Source organism: Bradyrhizobium sp. C-145, assembly GCF_023375135.1.
Lineage (GTDB): Bacteria > Pseudomonadota > Alphaproteobacteria > Rhizobiales > Xanthobacteraceae > Bradyrhizobium > Bradyrhizobium zhanjiangense.
Genome location: NZ_CP088150.1, coordinates 8,179,305 through 8,195,768, shown reverse-complemented (window position 1 = coordinate 8,195,768; position 16,464 = coordinate 8,179,305). Strand labels below are relative to the sequence as shown.

Annotated in this window: 13 protein-coding genes; 11 read left to right on the top strand and 2 right to left on the bottom strand. The window is 64.1% G+C overall.

Annotation, left to right across the window (positions count from 1 at the left end; translation table 11 throughout):
* Positions 1-119 precede the first annotated feature (119 nt).
* Positions 120-1,448, bottom strand: coding sequence for a dicarboxylate/amino acid:cation symporter (locus LRP30_RS38565; protein ID WP_249758191.1), 1,329 nt, complete (start codon positions 1,446-1,448; stop codon positions 120-122).
* Between the two features lie 126 nt (positions 1,449-1,574).
* Between LRP30_RS38565 and LRP30_RS38560 the strand changes: the two genes are divergently transcribed.
* The 4 genes from LRP30_RS38560 (at position 1,575) to LRP30_RS38545 (ending at position 6,717) form a co-directional block, all read left to right on the top strand.
* Positions 1,575-2,894: a solute carrier family 23 protein gene (locus LRP30_RS38560; protein WP_249758190.1), complete on the top strand. Its 1,320-nt coding sequence runs from the start codon at positions 1,575-1,577 to the stop codon at positions 2,892-2,894.
* A gap of 73 nt (positions 2,895-2,967) precedes the next feature.
* The gene (locus LRP30_RS38555) at positions 2,968-3,804 is read left to right on the top strand and encodes an SDR family oxidoreductase (protein ID WP_249758189.1); all 837 of its coding nucleotides are present in this window, start codon (positions 2,968-2,970) and stop codon (positions 3,802-3,804) included.
* Between the two features lie 215 nt (positions 3,805-4,019).
* Positions 4,020-5,819 (top strand): cation:proton antiporter, encoded by a 1,800-nt coding sequence (locus tag LRP30_RS38550; RefSeq protein ID WP_249758188.1) that lies wholly within the window; start codon positions 4,020-4,022, stop codon positions 5,817-5,819.
* A gap of 76 nt (positions 5,820-5,895) precedes the next feature.
* Positions 5,896-6,717 (top strand): NAD-dependent protein deacetylase, encoded by an 822-nt coding sequence (locus LRP30_RS38545; protein WP_249758187.1) that lies wholly within the window; start codon positions 5,896-5,898, stop codon positions 6,715-6,717.
* A 10-nt stretch (positions 6,718-6,727) separates the two neighbouring features.
* On the opposite strand, the gene LRP30_RS38540 is transcribed toward LRP30_RS38545, so the two are convergent.
* Complete coding sequence (locus LRP30_RS38540; protein WP_128936542.1) at positions 6,728-7,351, bottom strand: TetR/AcrR family transcriptional regulator; 624 nt, start codon at positions 7,349-7,351, stop codon at positions 6,728-6,730.
* Positions 7,352-7,466: 115 nt separating this feature from the next.
* Here LRP30_RS38540 and LRP30_RS38535 point away from each other — a divergent pair, with 115 nt between their 5' ends.
* The 7 genes from LRP30_RS38535 (at position 7,467) to LRP30_RS38505 (ending at position 16,425) form a co-directional block, all read left to right on the top strand.
* On the top strand, positions 7,467-8,390 hold the full coding sequence (locus tag LRP30_RS38535) for an NAD(P)H-binding protein (RefSeq protein WP_249758186.1): 924 nt from the start codon (positions 7,467-7,469) through the stop codon (positions 8,388-8,390).
* A 127-nt stretch (positions 8,391-8,517) separates the two neighbouring features.
* Positions 8,518-9,513 (top strand): alpha/beta hydrolase, encoded by a 996-nt coding sequence (locus tag LRP30_RS38530; protein WP_249758185.1) that lies wholly within the window; start codon positions 8,518-8,520, stop codon positions 9,511-9,513.
* Positions 9,514-9,710: 197 nt separating this feature from the next.
* The gene (locus LRP30_RS38525; RefSeq protein WP_249758184.1) at positions 9,711-11,795 is read left to right on the top strand and encodes a hydantoinase/oxoprolinase family protein; all 2,085 of its coding nucleotides are present in this window, start codon (positions 9,711-9,713) and stop codon (positions 11,793-11,795) included.
* A 2-nt stretch (positions 11,796-11,797) separates the two neighbouring features.
* Positions 11,798-13,456 (top strand): hydantoinase B/oxoprolinase family protein, encoded by a 1,659-nt coding sequence (locus LRP30_RS38520; RefSeq protein WP_249758183.1) that lies wholly within the window; start codon positions 11,798-11,800, stop codon positions 13,454-13,456.
* A gap of 24 nt (positions 13,457-13,480) precedes the next feature.
* The gene (locus LRP30_RS38515; protein ID WP_128945083.1) at positions 13,481-14,482 is read left to right on the top strand and encodes a TRAP transporter substrate-binding protein; all 1,002 of its coding nucleotides are present in this window, start codon (positions 13,481-13,483) and stop codon (positions 14,480-14,482) included.
* A 10-nt stretch (positions 14,483-14,492) separates the two neighbouring features.
* Positions 14,493-15,086 (top strand): TRAP transporter small permease, encoded by a 594-nt coding sequence (locus LRP30_RS38510; protein ID WP_249761930.1) that lies wholly within the window; start codon positions 14,493-14,495, stop codon positions 15,084-15,086.
* Positions 15,087-15,120: 34 nt separating this feature from the next.
* A complete protein-coding gene (locus tag LRP30_RS38505) occupies positions 15,121-16,425 on the top strand; it encodes a TRAP transporter large permease subunit (RefSeq protein ID WP_249758182.1) in 1,305 nt (434 codons plus the stop codon).
* Positions 16,426-16,464 lie beyond the last annotated feature (39 nt).

Below are 16,464 nucleotides of genomic sequence, written 5' to 3'. Positions count from 1 at the left end.
CTGCCCCCAGCGCGTCGGGCGGAAAGATTGACTATCAATCGGTGATCCCAACGTCATTGTTGTGACGGGTATCTCACCGTTTTTCCATTCCGGGAAACTACCGCATCGGAACCGGGGTGCTATGTACTGCCGCCCGGTTCCAGCGCCTCGCCGATCTCCAGCGGATGGGCCATGGTCTCGTGCAGGGCGTCGCGGTCGAGCTCGCCTTCGGAGAGGCTGATGACGACGCAGGCGACGCCATTGCCGATCAGATTGGTGAGCGCACGGCATTCGCTCATGAACTTGTCGATACCGACCAGGATCGCGATCGACTGGATCGGGATATCAGGTACGATCGAGAGCGTCGCGGCGAGCGTGATGAAGCCGGCGCCGGTGACGCCCGACGCACCCTTCGAGGTGATCATGGCAATGCCCAAAATGCCGAGCTCCTGCCAGATGGTCAGATGGGTGTTGGTGGCCTGCGCCAGGAACAGCGTCGCCAGCGTCATGTAGATGTTGGTGCCGTCGAGATTGAAGCTGTAGCCGGTTGGGATGACGAGGCCGACCACCGAGCGCGAGGCACCGAGATGCTCCATCTTCTGGATCATCTGCGGCAGCACCGTCTCCGAGGACGAAGTACCGAGCACGATCAGCAGCTCGTCCTTGATGTAGGCGATGAAGCGCAGGACCGAGAAACCGGCGAGCCGTGCGATCGCGCCCAGCACGATCAGCACGAACAGGATGCTGGTCAGGTAGAATGTGCCGATCAGCGCGGCGAGGTTGAGCAGTGAGCCGAGCCCGTAGGCGCCGACGGTGAAGGCCATCGCGCCGAAGGCGCCGATCGGCGCCACGCGCACGATGATGCGGATGATGCCGAAGAACATTTTTGCGGCCTTATCGATCGCGTCCGCAATGGGCTCGCCGGCCTTGCCGAGGAAAGCGATGGCGAAGCCTGACAGAATCGAGATCAACAGCACCTGAAGCAGGTCGCCCCGCGCGATGGCGCCCAGATAGCTGTCGGGGATGATCGCCATCAGATGGGCGACGATGCCCTCTTCCTTGGCCTTGGTGACGTAGGTCGCCACCGAGTTCGGATCGATCGTGGCGGGATCGATGTTGAAGCCGCGCCCGGGCTGGAGAATCTCGCCGACGAGCAGACCGACCGCAAGCGCGACGGTCGAAACCGTCTCGAAATAGATCAGCGATTTCAGCCCGACGCGGCCGACGCGCTTGAGATCGCCCATCGAGGAGATGCCGTGCACCACGGTGCAGAAGATCACCGGTGCGATCATCATCTTGATCAGCGCGATGAAACCGTCGCCGAGCGGCTTCAAGGCCTTGCCGAGATTTGGATAGAAGTAGCCGATGAGCACGCCGAGCGCGATCGCGATCAGCACCTGGACGTAGAGGATCTTGTACCAGGGCTGGTGCCGGCGGAGGACGGCTGGCTGGATCGCGACTTGTGTCATATTGTAGGCCCCGGAACGTATTGATCTTGCTTGATTTGCATCATGTGATGGCCTTCGCGGGAGCGACAATCACATTTTTGTCGGATCGCACGAAGATCGTCCGCTGCACGGCAACTCGGGGGAAACATGTCGACTGCAACAGGCTCCGACGAGCAAATGCAAGGCTATTTTCCGCGCTGGAAACTCAAGACCTCGGGCGTGATCATGCCGGAGGAGCGGCTGTCTTGGGGCCAGACGATTGTCTCCGGTCTCCAGCATTGCGTCGCAATGTCGGGCTCAACGATCATCGCGCCGCTGCTGATGGGGTTCGATCCCAATGTTGCGGTCCTGTTCTCTGGCATCGGCACGCTGATCTTTTTCGTCATCGTCGCGGGGCGCGTGCCGAGCTATCTCGGCTCGAGCTTCGCATTCATCGCCGTCGTCATCGCTGCCACCGGTTATGCCGGGCAGGGGCCAAACCCGAACCTGTCAGTTGCGCTCGGCGGCATCGTCGGAGCCGGTGTGCTGTACGGCCTGATTGCACTGATCGTGATGTGGTCGGGCGTTGGTTGGATCGAAAGGCTGCTGCCGCCGGCGGTCACCGGCGCCGTGGTCGCCGCAATCGGACTCAACCTTGCGCCCGTGGCTGTGAAGGCTGTGAGCGCCGGCACGTTCGACACCTGGATCGGGCTTGCGACCGTTCTGATCATCGGCGTGGTCGCCGTCACGGCGCCGGGCCTATGGCGCCGCTTGCCGATCATTGTCGGTGCCATCGGCGGATATCTCCTGTACTTGCTGTTCGCAAACGGACTCGGTTTCGGCAAGCCGATCGACTTCGCGCAACTTTCGGCCGCGCCGTGGTTCGGCCTCCCCAACTTCACCGCGCCGAGCTTCCATGCCGATGCAATCTTCCTGATCGCGCCGGTTGCGATCATTCTCGTCGCCGAGAACCTCGGTCACATCAAGGCCGTCGGCGCGATGACGGGCCGGAGTCTCGATGCCTATCTCGGCCGCGCCCTGTTTGCCGACAGCCTCGCGACCATCGTGGCGGCCTGCGGCGGCGGTACCGGCGTCACCACCTATGCCGAGAACATCGGTGTCATGGCGGCGACGAAGGTCTATTCCACTTTGTTGTTCGCGTTCGCGGCCACGGTGTCGATCCTGCTCGGCTTCTCGCCGAAATTCGGCGCACTCATCCTGTCGATCCCCGGCCCCGTCATCGGCGGCCTGTCGATCGTGCTGTTCGGGTTGATCGCGGCGATGGCGGGACGGATATGGGTCGAGAACAAGGTCGACTTCGCAAATCCCGCGAACCTGATGACCGTCGCGGTGGCGCTCACCGCAGGCGCCGGCGATCTCACGCTCAAATTCGGTGCATTCACGATCGGCGGAATCGGCACCGCGACCTTCGGCGCCATCATCCTCTACCAGATCCTGACCTTGACGGTCGCCCGCCACGCCAAATGAATCACAGCAATGCGTCGAGAGATGGAACAAAGGGCGGGTTCCGTCGATGATCAGGCATCCCCGGAGAGAACTCATGCCACAAACTAATCGCTCAACCTCCTTTCCCTCGCGCCTCATCGGCCAATACGCGCTGGTGACCGGCGCTTCACAAGGCATCGGCCGCGCCGTCGCCATCCGGCTCGCCCAGGAAGGCGCGACCGTCGCCATCAATTATTTCGATCACCCCCAAAGCGCCGAGGAGACGCTCGCGCTGGCACGGACGGTGTCGGGCGATCGTGGCCACGGCAGGCTCGATCACATCATCGTCAAGGCCGATATCGGCAACGAGCAGGACATCGCCGCGATGTTCGAGACGATCCTGGCGCGCTGGAAGCGCCTCGACTGTCTGGTCAACAATGCCGGCTTCCAGCGGGAATCGCCGAGCGAAGCACTCGACGTCGAAACCTATCGCCGCATCATCGACGTCAATCTGAATGGCGCCGTGCTTTGCGCCCAGAAGGCGCTCGCGCATTTCGTCGCCCGCGGCGGAGGCGGCAGCATCATCAATTGCTCCAGCGTCCACCAGATCATCCCAAAGCCGGGCTATCTCGCTTATTCGATCAGCAAGGGCGGCATGGCCAACCTGACGCGAACGCTGGCGCTCGAATTTGCGGGCCAAGGCATCCGCGTCAATGCGGTAGGTCCCGGTGCGATCGATACGCCGATCAATGCGGCCTGGACCGGCGATCCCGAGAAGCGCGGCGTCGTCACCTCCCACATTCCGCTCGGCCGCGTCGGCACCCCCGAAGAGATCGCCGCCGTGTTCGCCTTCCTCGCCTCGGATGATTCGAGCTACATCACCGGACAGACCATCTATGCCTGCGGAGGCCTGACGCTGTTCCCCGAATTCCGGGACAATTGGGCGAGCTGAACGTCAACTTGGAAGCGTGCGCATCTGCGGCGGCCCGACCGGGTTGCAACGATTAGATCGTGGTCTCGAGGTAAGCCTTCCCACTGGGCCTACCTGGACACCGATGCACCGCGCAGGAGTGGCGGTTTGCGGCCGGGTAGGGGTCTGCGGCGCCGTGTGCTATCGACCGTGGACGACGCTGCCGCTATTGGCAGGCGCCGACACATGATGGGCTCGTGACCACAACCATAAACATCAATGCCTACAGTGACGCGCTGGTGGTCCTCGGCACTGCCGGCGTGGTGGTGCCAATTGTCCGCCACTGGGGCATCAACCCGGTGCTGGGCTATCTCGGCGCCGGCGCCATTCTCGGCCCGCTCGGACTCGGCTCGCTCATTCGAGAACTCCCGTTCCTGTACTGGTTCACCGTGGCGGACGCGCAGAACGTCGAAGGCATCGCCAATCTCGGCGTCGTGTTCCTGCTATTCCTGATCGGGCTCGAGCTGTCTTTCAGGCGGCTCGTGACGATGCGACGCCTGGTGTTCGGGCTTGGCGGCCTGCAGGTGCTGACGACGTCCGCGATCATTTTCGGCGCGACGCTTCTCGCGGGGCAGAATTCCGATACCGCCGTGATTCTCGGCGCGAGCCTTGCGCTGTCCTCGACGGCGATCGTGCTCGAGCTTCTGTCCACCGAGAGACGGCTTGCGACCACTGCGGGGCGCGCCAGCTTCTCGGTGTTGTTGGCTCAGGACCTTGCAGTGATTCCCATTCTGGTGCTCGTCTCGGTGCTTGGCGCAGGCAGCGGCGGCTCCGTCGTGGCGCACATCTCCAGTGCGATCTTGAAGGCCGGAGTAGCGGTCGCTTTTCTCATTCTGATCGGACGGCTGCTGATGCGTCCGCTGTTCCAGCTGGTTGCGGGCACCCATTCGACGGAGCTCTTCGTCGCGGCGACCTTGTTCGTCATCGTCGGCGCAGGCCTTGCCGCGCACCAAGCCGGCCTGTCGATGGCGCTCGGAGCATTCGTTGCAGGACTGATGCTGGCGGAAACGGAGTACGGCAAGGCCATTGAGGCCACCGTCGATCCATTCAAGGGCCTGCTGCTAGGCATCTTTTTCTTCACCGTCGGTATGGCCATCGACTTCCGCGTGTTCATGCGCGAGCCCGGTTGGCTGCTGGCAGCCGTTATCGGCGTTCTGACCGGCAAGGCGATCGTGCTCATCATCCTGGGCCGCCTCTTCAGGCTCTCGTGGCCGTCGGCGATCGAGATCGGCTTCCTGCTGGGTCCAGTCGGCGAATTCGCTTTCGTAAGCATCGGGATGGCGGCGGCGCTCGGCCTGATCGAACCTCGCGTGTCGAGCTTTGCCGTCGCCATCACCGCCGTGACGATGGCATTGACGCCGCTTTTGGGCGTGCTCGGACGACGATTGGCCGCGAAACTGGGGAGCGAGCGCACCCTCGATCCCGAACTGACGGTTCGGCCGCCCGGCGACCGGGCGCAGGCCATCGTGGTCGGCTACGGCCGCGTTGGAAAGGTCGTCTGCTCGCTGCTGACCAGCCACGGCCTGAACTACATCGCGATCGATAACGAAGCAGTCGCCGTGGCGCGCGACCGCCGCGATGGTCACAAGGTCTATTTTGGTGATGCGACAGAACCGGGCTTTCTCGAAGCCTGCGGCCTGATGCAGACGACCGGTGTGATCATTACCATTCAGTCGCGAGCAGCGATCGATGCCGTCGTCGAGCGGATTCGCGCAGTGCGGCCGGACGTGCTGATCGTCTCACGTGCGCGGGACGCCGATCATGCCCGCCACCTCTATGCGATCGGCGCAACCGATGCGGTGCCGGAAACCATCGAGGCAAGCCTGCAACTTTCCGAAGCCGCACTGATCGGCCTCGGAGTCGCGGTCGGGCATGCGATCGCCTCGGTGCACGAGAAGCGGGACGAATTTCGGCTGACATTGCAGCAAGCCGCCCGCATTGCAGCAGAAGAGAAAACTCGTCTCCTCGATAGCACGGGGCGCCGGTCCCCGAGATAGCCGCCTATCCGGGCGGCCGTGCGCTGCGGACTGTCGTGATCTGGCAAAACCCGCCCGCGCGGACTACATCTGCGCCATGACAAATGCTCCGCGGGCAAACCCTCCGCTCCAGGATTTCATCGGCCGGCACGAACGGCTGTTCGTGCTGACCGGCGCCGGCTGTAGCACCAATTCGGGCATTCCCGACTATCGCGACAGCTACGGCAATTGGAAGCGGACCCAACCGGTCAACTTCCAGGCTTTCATGTCGGACGAGCATACGCGCCGGCGCTATTGGGCGCGCAGTCTGATTGGATGGCGGCGGTTCGGCCAGGCGACGCCGAATGATGCGCATCATGCGCTGGCCCGGCTCGAGGCGAACGGCCGGTGCGGGATGCTGCTGACCCAGAACGTCGATCGGCTGCATCAGTCTGCCGGCCACCGCCAGGTGATCGACCTGCATGGTCGGCTCGATCTGGTCCGCTGCATGGGCTGCGGCGGCAAGACGCCGCGCGATGAGTTTCAGCACGCGCTTGGTCGCGCCAATGCGGCCTGGCTGACGCTCGATGCCGCCGATGCACCTGATGGCGACGCTGATCTGGAGCACGAGGATTTTTCGTCCTTCGAAGTGCCGGCCTGCGAAGCCTGTGGCGGCATCCTCAAGCCCGACGTCGTGTTCTTCGGCGAGAACGTCCCCCGCGACATCGTCGCCACGGCGCAGGATCATCTGGCGCAGGCCGACGCCATGCTGATCGTCGGCTCCTCGCTGATGGTCTATTCCGGATTCCGCTTTGTCCGGGCTGCCGCGCAGCGCAATATTCCGATTGCGGCGGTCAATCTCGGCCGCACCCGCGCCGACGATCTCCTGACGCTGAAGGTCGAGGAGCGCTGCGAGGCGGCGCTCGCATTCCTGCTCTGAAGATGGACAGCTAGCTGGACTTCGGATAGAGCTTCAGGAGCGCGGTCGACGCCTCGCTTGCTCGCCGTGCGATCTCGTTAGTGCTCGGGCGATTGGTGGCCTGTAGCAGTAGGCCCGTCATCAGATCTCCCCACAACAATCCAAGAAATTTCTCGGTCGTCGCGTCGGGGTCACCGGCAAGAAGACCTTTTGATCTGGCGTCCGCCATGATCATCCGCAGTGAATCGCGGATGGGCTTGCGGGCGACGGTATCTAGCGCATGCGCAACTCTTGGTGCATGTACGGCCTCGGATATGGCCAGCCGAAACACGGCGACGACGACCGGATCGGTCGTTTCCGTCAATAGCTTCGACCCAAACGCGGCAAGCACTTTTGCCAGCATGTCCCTGCTGCGGATCGTGGGAAGGTCCGCCGGTGCCTTGAGCCGCTGGGCGCGTTCGGTGATGCATGCGACCAGCATCGCCTCCTTGTTGCCGAACAGCGAGTAGAGCTCGCGTTTGGAAACGCGCGCACGCGTCGCGATCTCCAGAGTGCTCGTCTGCGCGTAGCCACCTTCCATGAACGCGGAAAGCGCTGCGTTCAGGATCCGCTTCCGGGCCTCAAGTCCATCGGCGTTTTCCTGGGGCGGCTCCATCTTCGGACTCATCGACGCAATCTTCCTCTTGACTTGGTACCAATCGGTACCATATCCGTTTTCGCGTGGTACCGCATCGTACCAGAATGTAGTGAAACAGGAAAGGACCGAGACGATGAGAGAGACAATCCTCGTGACCTCCGCCGCAGGTGGCACCCAAGGTCAGACCGGCCGGCACGTGTCCGAAATGTTGCTCCGGCGCGGCCATCAGATCCGCGCGCTCGTGCGCCAAATCGACAGTCGTTCCGACAGGCTCAAGTCGCTCGGCGCAGAGATTTTCGTCGGCGACTTCCTCGACGTCCGATCCGTTGAACAGGCGGCAAAGGACGTCTCGGCGATCTATTTTGCCTATCCCGTCCAGGACGGACTGGCAGAAGCAACCGCGGCAATGGCCTTCGCAGCACGCCGGCATGGTATTTCGCGGCTTGTCAATCTCGTGATGTATCAGTCATCGATCGATGCACCGACCCCGCGCATGCGGCAGAATTATCTGTCCGAACAGGTTTTCGAATGGGCAGGCGTCGGCCCGTTGCATTTGCGGGCCACCGTCTTCTACGAGAACGTGGCTCGTCTTGTCGGCGCGAACCTGCCGGAGCGCGGTGCAATCCGCCTGCCGTTAGGTGACGAGAGCACCATTCTGCCGTTGATCTCGGCTGAAGACGTGGCGCGGGTCGCCGTGGGTCTCCTCGTTGGCCCCAAGCAGGTCGCGGGATCCGCCTATCCCATCATCGGGAGCGTCAATTCCATCGGCGACATCGTCCGGGCGTTCGCGCACGTCTTCGACAGGGACGTCCACTACGAGGAAATCACCGACGCGGAGTGGCGCAGCGAAGTCCTGTCGCGAGGCTGGAATGCGCACGCGGTCGAGCACCTCTCCTCGCTCTGGAAATCGCTGCGGGCTGCCCGGCTCCCGGCTGAAGCTGCGCGTTTCGTTGCGACGGATACCATCGAAAAAATCGGTGGTGCACAGCCGAAGACATTTCAACAATTCGTTCGCGAGCGACAGTCCGAGTTGCTTGCGCCTGCTGCGAAGGCCTAGCCCGAGGGGAATGCACATGGACAGACGCCGGTTTCTGGCTGCGGCCTTGGCTCCGCTCGCATTGCAGGCGGCGCCCCGCGCAATGTCATCAAGCGCTTTTGCGGCAAGTTCGGAACGAGGTGAAAGAATGACTGGGATCAAGCAGCGAATTATCGAAACCAACGGAATCCGCCTCAACATTGCCGAGCAGGGTGAAGGGCCTCTGGTGCTGCTGGTCCACGGCTTCCCCGAGACGTGGTATTCTTGGCGGCATCAGATCGGCGACCTTGCCGCCGCCGGTTTCCGCGTCGTCGCTCCCGACATGCGCGGTTATGGAAAGAGCGACGCGCCGCAGGCGATCGACCAATATACGATCCTGCATCTCGTCGGAGACATGGTCGGCATTCTCGATGCGTTGGGCGTGCCGACTGCCGTCATCGTCGGGCACGATTGGGGCGCCAGCGTTGCCTGGCAGGCGGCTCTCACGCGCCCTGATCGCTTCAGGGCCATCGCCGCGCTCAGCGTCCCGTTCCGGCCGCGCGCAAAGGCGCCACCGACCAGTCTCATGCCGCGCACCGAGACTGCGCAATTCTATCAGCTCTATTTCCAGGAGCCGGGTCCTGCGGAGGCTGAATTTGGACGCGATCCGCGCGCAACGCTTCGCAACATGCTGTTTGGCGCGTCCGGCGACGGCGTGGCCGCGGCTCGCGCGGCCGGCGGGACACCGACGAACCTTGCGATGGTCCCGAAGGGTGGCGGTTTCCTGCAAGGACCCGGTGCGCCGGCAACGTTGCCATCCTGGATCAGCGAAAGCGACGTCGACCATTACGGAGAGGAGTTTCGACGAAGCGGCTTTCGCGGCGCGCTAAACTATTACCGTAACCTCGATCGCAATTGGGAAATCACGGGTGCCTTGACGGGCCTTCAGGTCACCATACCCGCGCTCTACATGGCGGGCGATCGTGACTTCCTGCTGTCTTCCCCCGGAACGGACCAGTTGCTCGCAAATCTGAAGACTCTCGTTCCCGGCTTGCGAAAGGTCCAGATGCTTCCGGGGTGCGGCCATTGGACTCAGCAGGAGCGGCCAGGCGAAGTCAGCGCCGCGCTCGTCGAATTCATGCGCGCACTGCCGAGCCGCTCCTGAGCGATTTGGCTTCCGCAAAGCGTCGTCATCAGGGCCGGTCGAACAACCGGCCCTGATTTGCAAGGGAGGTCGTCCAAGCCAACTTGGCAATGCTGCATAGGTGCCACGCAAAACCGCCTTCTCGACCGGCACGTTCGCTGGTATGAAAATTGCTCAGTTTCACCCTGAGTTATGACGATCAGCGCGGAGAATTTGGAATGCTTGAGGGAGCCGAGGTGCGGCTTGCCGTCGATATCGGGGGCACATTCACCGACATCGTGCTGGACGTGGGCGAGGCGCGCAAGACGCGCAAGGTGCTGACGACGCCGCAGCGGCCGGAGCAGGCGGTGCTGGACGGGATGCGCCTCATCCTCACTGATGCGCGTGCGCATATCAGCGACATCGACGTCTTCATTCACGGCACTACGCTCGCCACCAATGCCATCATCGAGCGCCGCGGCGCGAAAACCGCTCTGATCGCAACGGACGGCTTTCGCGACGTGCTCGATATCGGCACCGAGAGCCGCTACGACCAATATGATCTCAGCATCGACAAGCCGAAGCCGCTGGCGCCGCGCAGCCTGCGCTTTACCGTGCCCGAGCGCATCGACGCGCACGGTGCCGTTCGGCTCCCGCTGGACGAGATTGCTGTGCGCGCGCTCGCGCCAAAATTGCGCGAGCGAGGCGTCGAGAGCGTCGCGATCGCCTTCCTGCACTCCTACGCCAATCCCGAGCACGAGCGCCGCGCCGCAGCGATCCTGGGCGAGGAGATGCCCGGCATCTCCGTGACCGTGTCGTCGGCGGTGTGTCCGGAAATTCGCGAATATGAGCGCACCTCTACCGCGGTAGCGAACGCCTATGTGCAACCGCTGATAGACGGCTATCTCGCCCGCATGGCCGATGCCTTGCAGGTCGAGCAGTTCCGCGGCGCCATCTATCTCGTCACCTCCGGCGGCGGTGTCACCTCGATCGAGACGGCGCGGCGCTTTCCGGTGCGTCTCGTCGAATCCGGCCCGGCCGGCGGCGCCATCTTCGCGGCGCAGATTGCCGCAAGGTTGGGCGAGAGCAAAGTGCTGTCGTTCGACATGGGCGGCACCACTGCAAAGATCTGTCTCATCGAGAAGTACCAGCCCGAGACCTCGCGCGTGTTCGAGGTCGACCGTGCCGCGCGCTTCCTCAAAGGCTCCGGCCTGCCGGTGCGCATCCCCGTGATCGAGATGGTCGAGATCGGCGCCGGCGGCGGCTCGATTGCGCATGTGGACGCGATGAAGCGTGTCACCGTCGGTCCCGAGAGCGCCTCGTCCGAGCCGGGACCGGCCTGCTACGGCCGCGGCGGCCAGCGTCCTGCCGTGACGGACGCGGACGTTGCGCTCGGCATGATCGATCCCGATGCGTTTGCGGCGGGCACTATCAAGCTCGATCCGGAGCTTTCGAAGCAGGCGCTGCTGCGCGACGTCGGCGAGCCGCTCGGCCTGTCGGCGGAAACCGCGGCCTATGCCGTGCACGAGGTCGTCTGCGAGAACATGGCGAGCGCGGCGCGCGTGCATGCGGTCGAGCGCGGTGCCGTGGTTGGCCAACACACGCTGATCGCCTTCGGTGGCGCTGCGCCGTTGCATGCGGCGCGCGTCGCCGAGAAGATCGGCGTCTCCCGTGTGATCGTGCCGTCGAATGCCGGCGTCGGCTCGGCGGTCGGCTTTCTGGCCGCGCCGATCGCCTATGAGCTGGTGCGCAGCCGGCACGTCCGCCTTGATGATTTCGACACCGAGGCGGTCTCCGACCTCTTGCAGGAAATGGCAACCGAAGCGCGTGCGCTGGTCGAGCCTGGCGCTGCCGGCGCACCGGTGCGCGAGCGCCGCGCGGCCTTCATGCGCTATGTCGGCCAGGGCCACGAGATCACCGTCGAGCTGCCGAACCGGCGGCTCACCTCGGCCGATCTCGCCTCGCTGCGCCAGAAGTTCGAAACCGACTATTCCGCGATGTTCGAGCGGCCCATTCCGGGCGCGGCGATCGAGGTGTTGAGCTGGTCGGTGCTCGCCACCACGGAGCCGCGCAATCCGCCTGCCGTTGCGGCGGTGGCGCGCAAGGCCGCGGCCAAGGCGTCCGGCAGCCGCAAGTTCTTCGACGGCCGGGCCGGAGAAGTGATCGAGATCCCGCTCTATCGGCGCGAGGACATGGCGCCGGGGGCGACCATCGCGGGTCCCGCCGTGATCGCGGAAGACGAGACCTCCACCTTCGTCTCCACCAGTTTCGACGCCCATATCGACGGTGCTGGCAGCATCGTCATGGAACGAAAGGCGGCCTGATCATGAGCAAGGCAAATGGCGCAAGCCTGATCGACCTTCAAATCATGTGGCACCGGCTGATCGCCGTGGTCGAGGAGCAGGCGCAGGTGCTCTTGCGCACCGCCTTCAGCCCGATCGTGCGCGAATGCGGCGACCTCTCGGCCGGCGTGTTCGACCTCAAGGGGCGTATGCTGGCGCAGGCGGTGACCGGCACGCCCGGCCACGTCAACTCGATGGCGGAATCGGTCAAGCACTTCATCGCGCACTTCCCGATCGAGACGATGAAGGAGGGCGATGCCTACATCACCAACGATCCCTGGATGGGGACCGGTCATCTCAACGATTTCGTCGTCACCACGCCCTGCTTCAAGGACGGCAAGGTCGTCGCGCTGTTCTCCTGCACCAGCCATCTCATGGACATCGGCGGCATCGGCTTCGGGCCCGACGCCACCGACGTGTTCATGGAGGGGCTCTACATCCCCATGCTGAAGCTGATCGATCAGGGCGTCGTCAACGAGACGCTGATGGCGATGATCCGCACCAACACGCGGCTGCCGATCGATACCGAGGGCGATACCTATTCGCTCGCCGGCTGCAACGACGTCGGCTGCGAGCGCCTGGTCGAGATGATGACCGAGTTCGGCATCGACACGCTCGACGAGCTCGGCGATTACATCTGCGAGCGCTCGCGCGAGGCCGTGCTGGCCGAGATCGCAAAGCTGCCGAAGGGCAGCTGGCGCAATACTATGGTGGTCGACGGCTATGATGCGCCGGTGACGCTCGCATCGACGCTGACGATCTCGGACGAAGGCATCCACGTCGATTTCGACGGCACCTCAGCCGCCTCCAATTTCGGCATCAACGTGCCCCTGTCCTACACCACGGCCTATACCGTGTTCGGCCTCGGCTGCGTCGTCGCCTCGCACATCCCGAACAATGCCGGCTCGCTCTCGCCGCTGACGGTGTCGGCGCCGGCGGGGGCGATCCTCAATGCGCCGAAGCCTGCGCCGGTCGCCTCGCGTCACGTCATCGGCCAGATGCTGCCCGACGTCGTGTTCGGCTGTTTGCGCCAGATCATTCCCGAGCGCGTGCCGGCCGAAGGCACGTCGTGCCTGTGGAATCTCAATGTCCGCGGACAGACGCGAAGCGGCGCCGGCGGCAATTACGGGTTCTCGATGGCGGTGACCTCCAATGGCGGCACCGGTGCGCGCTTCGGCAAGGACGGCCTGTCGGCCACCGCCTATCCCAGCGGCGTGCGCGGCACGCCGGTCGAGATCGCAGAGACGCAGACACCTTTGATCTTCTGGCGCAAGGAGCTGCGTCCGGATTCCGGCGGGGCAGGGCGCACCCGCGGCGGGCTCGGTCAGATCATCGAGGTCGGCAGCGGCGTCAATGCGCCGTTCGACATCCTGGCGGCGTTCGATCGCATCGATCATCCGCCGCGCGGGCGCGATGGCGGCCGGGACGGCGAGGCCGGCTATGTCGGCCTCAAATCCGGCAAGAAGCTGCGTGGAAAAGGCTTTCAGCAGGTGCCGCCGGACGACCGGCTGGTGGTGCTGACACCGGGCGGCGCCGGCATTGGCGATCCCGGCAAGCGCGAGCGCGCGGCGGTGAAGGACGACGTCGAGAGCGGTTTCGTGTCTTCAGACAATGCAGTTGCAGTTTATGGGTACGCGCGGTGACGCGATGGTAAACGGAGGGGAGCAATGATCACGCGAAGGAATTTCACCGCGGGTGCAGCGACGCTGCTGGCCGCTGGTCACATCTCCACCCGCGCCCGGGCGGCTACGGTCAGCTGGGACATGTCAACGGTCTGGCCCGACGGCAATTTCCACACCCAGAACGCTTTTGCCTTCGCGGAAGAGGTGAAGAAGCAGAGCAGCGGCTCGGTCGCGATCACCGTGAAGGCCGGGGGCCAGCTCGGCTTCAAGGGCCCCGAGCATCTGCGCGCCGTGCGCGACGGCCTGGTACCGCTCGCTGACGTCCTCAACATCCAGCAGGTCGGTGACGAACCCTTCATGGGCGTCGAGAGCATCCCCTTCCTCTGCGGCTCGATGGACGAACTGAAGGTGCTGCACAAATATGTGCGGCCCGAATACGAGAAGGTCGCCGCCCGCAACAACCAGAAGATCCTCTACATCGTGCCGTGGCCGACGCAATATCTGCACCTCAAGGTCAAGGTCGCCGACGTCGAGGGCCTGAAGAACATCAAGATCCGCGTGCCCGACAAGAACGCCGTCGACATGCTGGCCGTGGTCGGCATGGCGCCGGTGATGATTCCCTGGGGCGAGACGATTCCCGCGCTGGCGTCGGGTGCGGTCTCGGGCGTTTCCACCTCGGCGGTCTCGGGGGTCGACGGAAAATTCTGGGAGTTCCTGAAATACATCTACCCGACCAACCACGTCTGGTCGTCGCAGATGCTCACCGTCAATCTCGATTCCTGGAAGGCGCTCTCCAGCGATCAACAGAAGCTCGTTACGGATATCGCGGCGAAGATGGAGCCGGCATTCTGGGCCAATTCTCTCAAGGCCGACGTCGACAGCCTCAACCGTCTCAAGGAGGGCGGCATGGAGGTGGTGCCGGTCTCGGACGCGATGATGACGGCCATCCGCAGCAAGACCGCACCGCAGCTCGATGCGTTCCTCAAGCGTGTGCCGGCGGCCGACAAGCCGGTGCGGGCCTATCTCGCCGAAATGAAGCGTGGCTGAGGGTGACGTCGTGGTGAGCGTCTCGCCCGAAGCTCCGCAGAGTCTCAATGCAGCGGCGCCGGCGCCGCTGCGCATCCTGCTCGACTGCATCGACCGCCTCGGCCGGCTCGACGGCTGGATCGGCGGCGGCTGCTTGTTGATGCTGACACTGCTGATGCTATGCGAGGTCGCAACGCGCTTCCTCTCGAACTTCTTTTCATTCTTCCCGCCGTCGATCTCGATCGCCTGGGAATACTCGTCCTATCTGATGGCGGCGTCCTTCACCTTCGGCGCCGCCATGACCTTGCGTGTCGGCGGTCACATCCGTGTCGTGCTGCTGCTCGAGAACGCGCCGGCCTTGGTGCAGCGTGCGCTCGAGATCCTGTCGGCGGCGGCCGGCTTCGCCTTCATGGCGTTCCTGACCTCGGCGATGGCAAAGTTCGCCTTTGGCGCCTATGTGCGCGGCCAGGTCTCGACCTCGAGCGATACGCCGCTGTGGTTTCCGCAAGCCGTCGTCACCTTTGGCATGCTGCTGCTAACGCTTCAGTTCCTGGCGCGTGCGATCCAGGCCATGCTCGGCCTGCCGCTGGAGGATCACCGCATGAAGGCCTCGCCCGTCGAATGATCGCCCACGCGCCAATCCCCGCACAGCGGATCCCATGACCATCGAAGTCGTCGCCCTGTTTGCGATCCTGTTCGCGCTGCTGGCTTGCGGCGTCTGGATCGGCCTGACGCTGGCGCTCACCGCGACGCTGCTGCTCGCGATGTTCCGCTCGATCCCGCTCGACAAGCTGTTGCCGCAATATGCCTGGAACATCCTGACCACGCAGGAGCTGCTGGCGCTGCCGCTCTTCATCCTGATGGGCGAGCTGTTGTTTCGCACCCGCCTGTCGCGCTCGCTGTTTCAGGGGCTCGCGCCCTGGGCCGGGCTTTTGCCCGGCCGCCTGCTGCATGTGAACGTGATCGGCTGCACCATTTTCGCGGCGATCTCGGGCTCGTCGGCCGCGACCACGCAGGTGATCGGCCGCATGTCGCTGAACGAGCTGCTGCGCCGCGGCTATTCCCGCGACATCGCGATCGGCTCTCTCGCCGGTGCCGGCACGCTCGGCTTCCTGATTCCGCCGTCCAACATCATGATCATCTATGGCGTGCTCGGCGACGTCTCGATCCTGAAGCTGTTCACCGCCGGCGTGCTGCCTGGTCTGCTATTGGCCGCCACCTTCATGGCCTGGGTGATGCTGCACACCAGCCTCAACGGCACCATGGTGCCGGAGACGGAAGCAAAACTCTCGCAGGTGCCGTGGAGCGAGCGCTTCGCGGCGCTGAAGGACCTCGCGCCGGCGCTGTTCCTGATCGCCTGCGTGCTCGGCTCGATGTATGGCGGGCTGGCGACGCCATCGGAGGCCGCGGCTGTCGGCGTGCTCGGCGCGGCGCTGGTTGCCTGGGCGCAAGGAGCGATGTCGCAGCAGGTGATGAGGGACGTGCTGATCGGCTCGGTCGTGACCTGCTCGATGATCGCACTGATCGTGCTCGGTGCCTCGATCCTCGGCAACGCGGCGGCCTTCCTCGGCATCCCGCAAGCGGTGGCGGCCTTCGTCAAGGGGCTTGGCCTGTCGCCTTTCATGCTGATCGTGGCTTTGGTCATCTTCTATCTCGTCCTCGGCTGCTTCCTCGACGGCTTCTCGATGATCGTGATGACGCTGCCGATCGTGCTGCCGATCGTGAAGGCGGCGGGCTTCGACGAGGTCTGGTTCGGCGTCTTCCTGGTTCTCGCCGTCGAGATGGCGCAGATCACGCCGCCGGTCGGCTTCAACTTGTTCGTGATCCAGGGCCTGACCGAGGACGGCCTCGGCTACATCGCGCGCGTGACGATGCCGTATCTCATGATCATGATCGGCTTCGTGCTGCTGCTCACATTGTGGCCCGGCATCGTCACGATCCTGCCGCGGGTGCTGTACGGATAGATTTGCGCCGTCCCGGCTGAGTGGCCGGGACGGCATTTC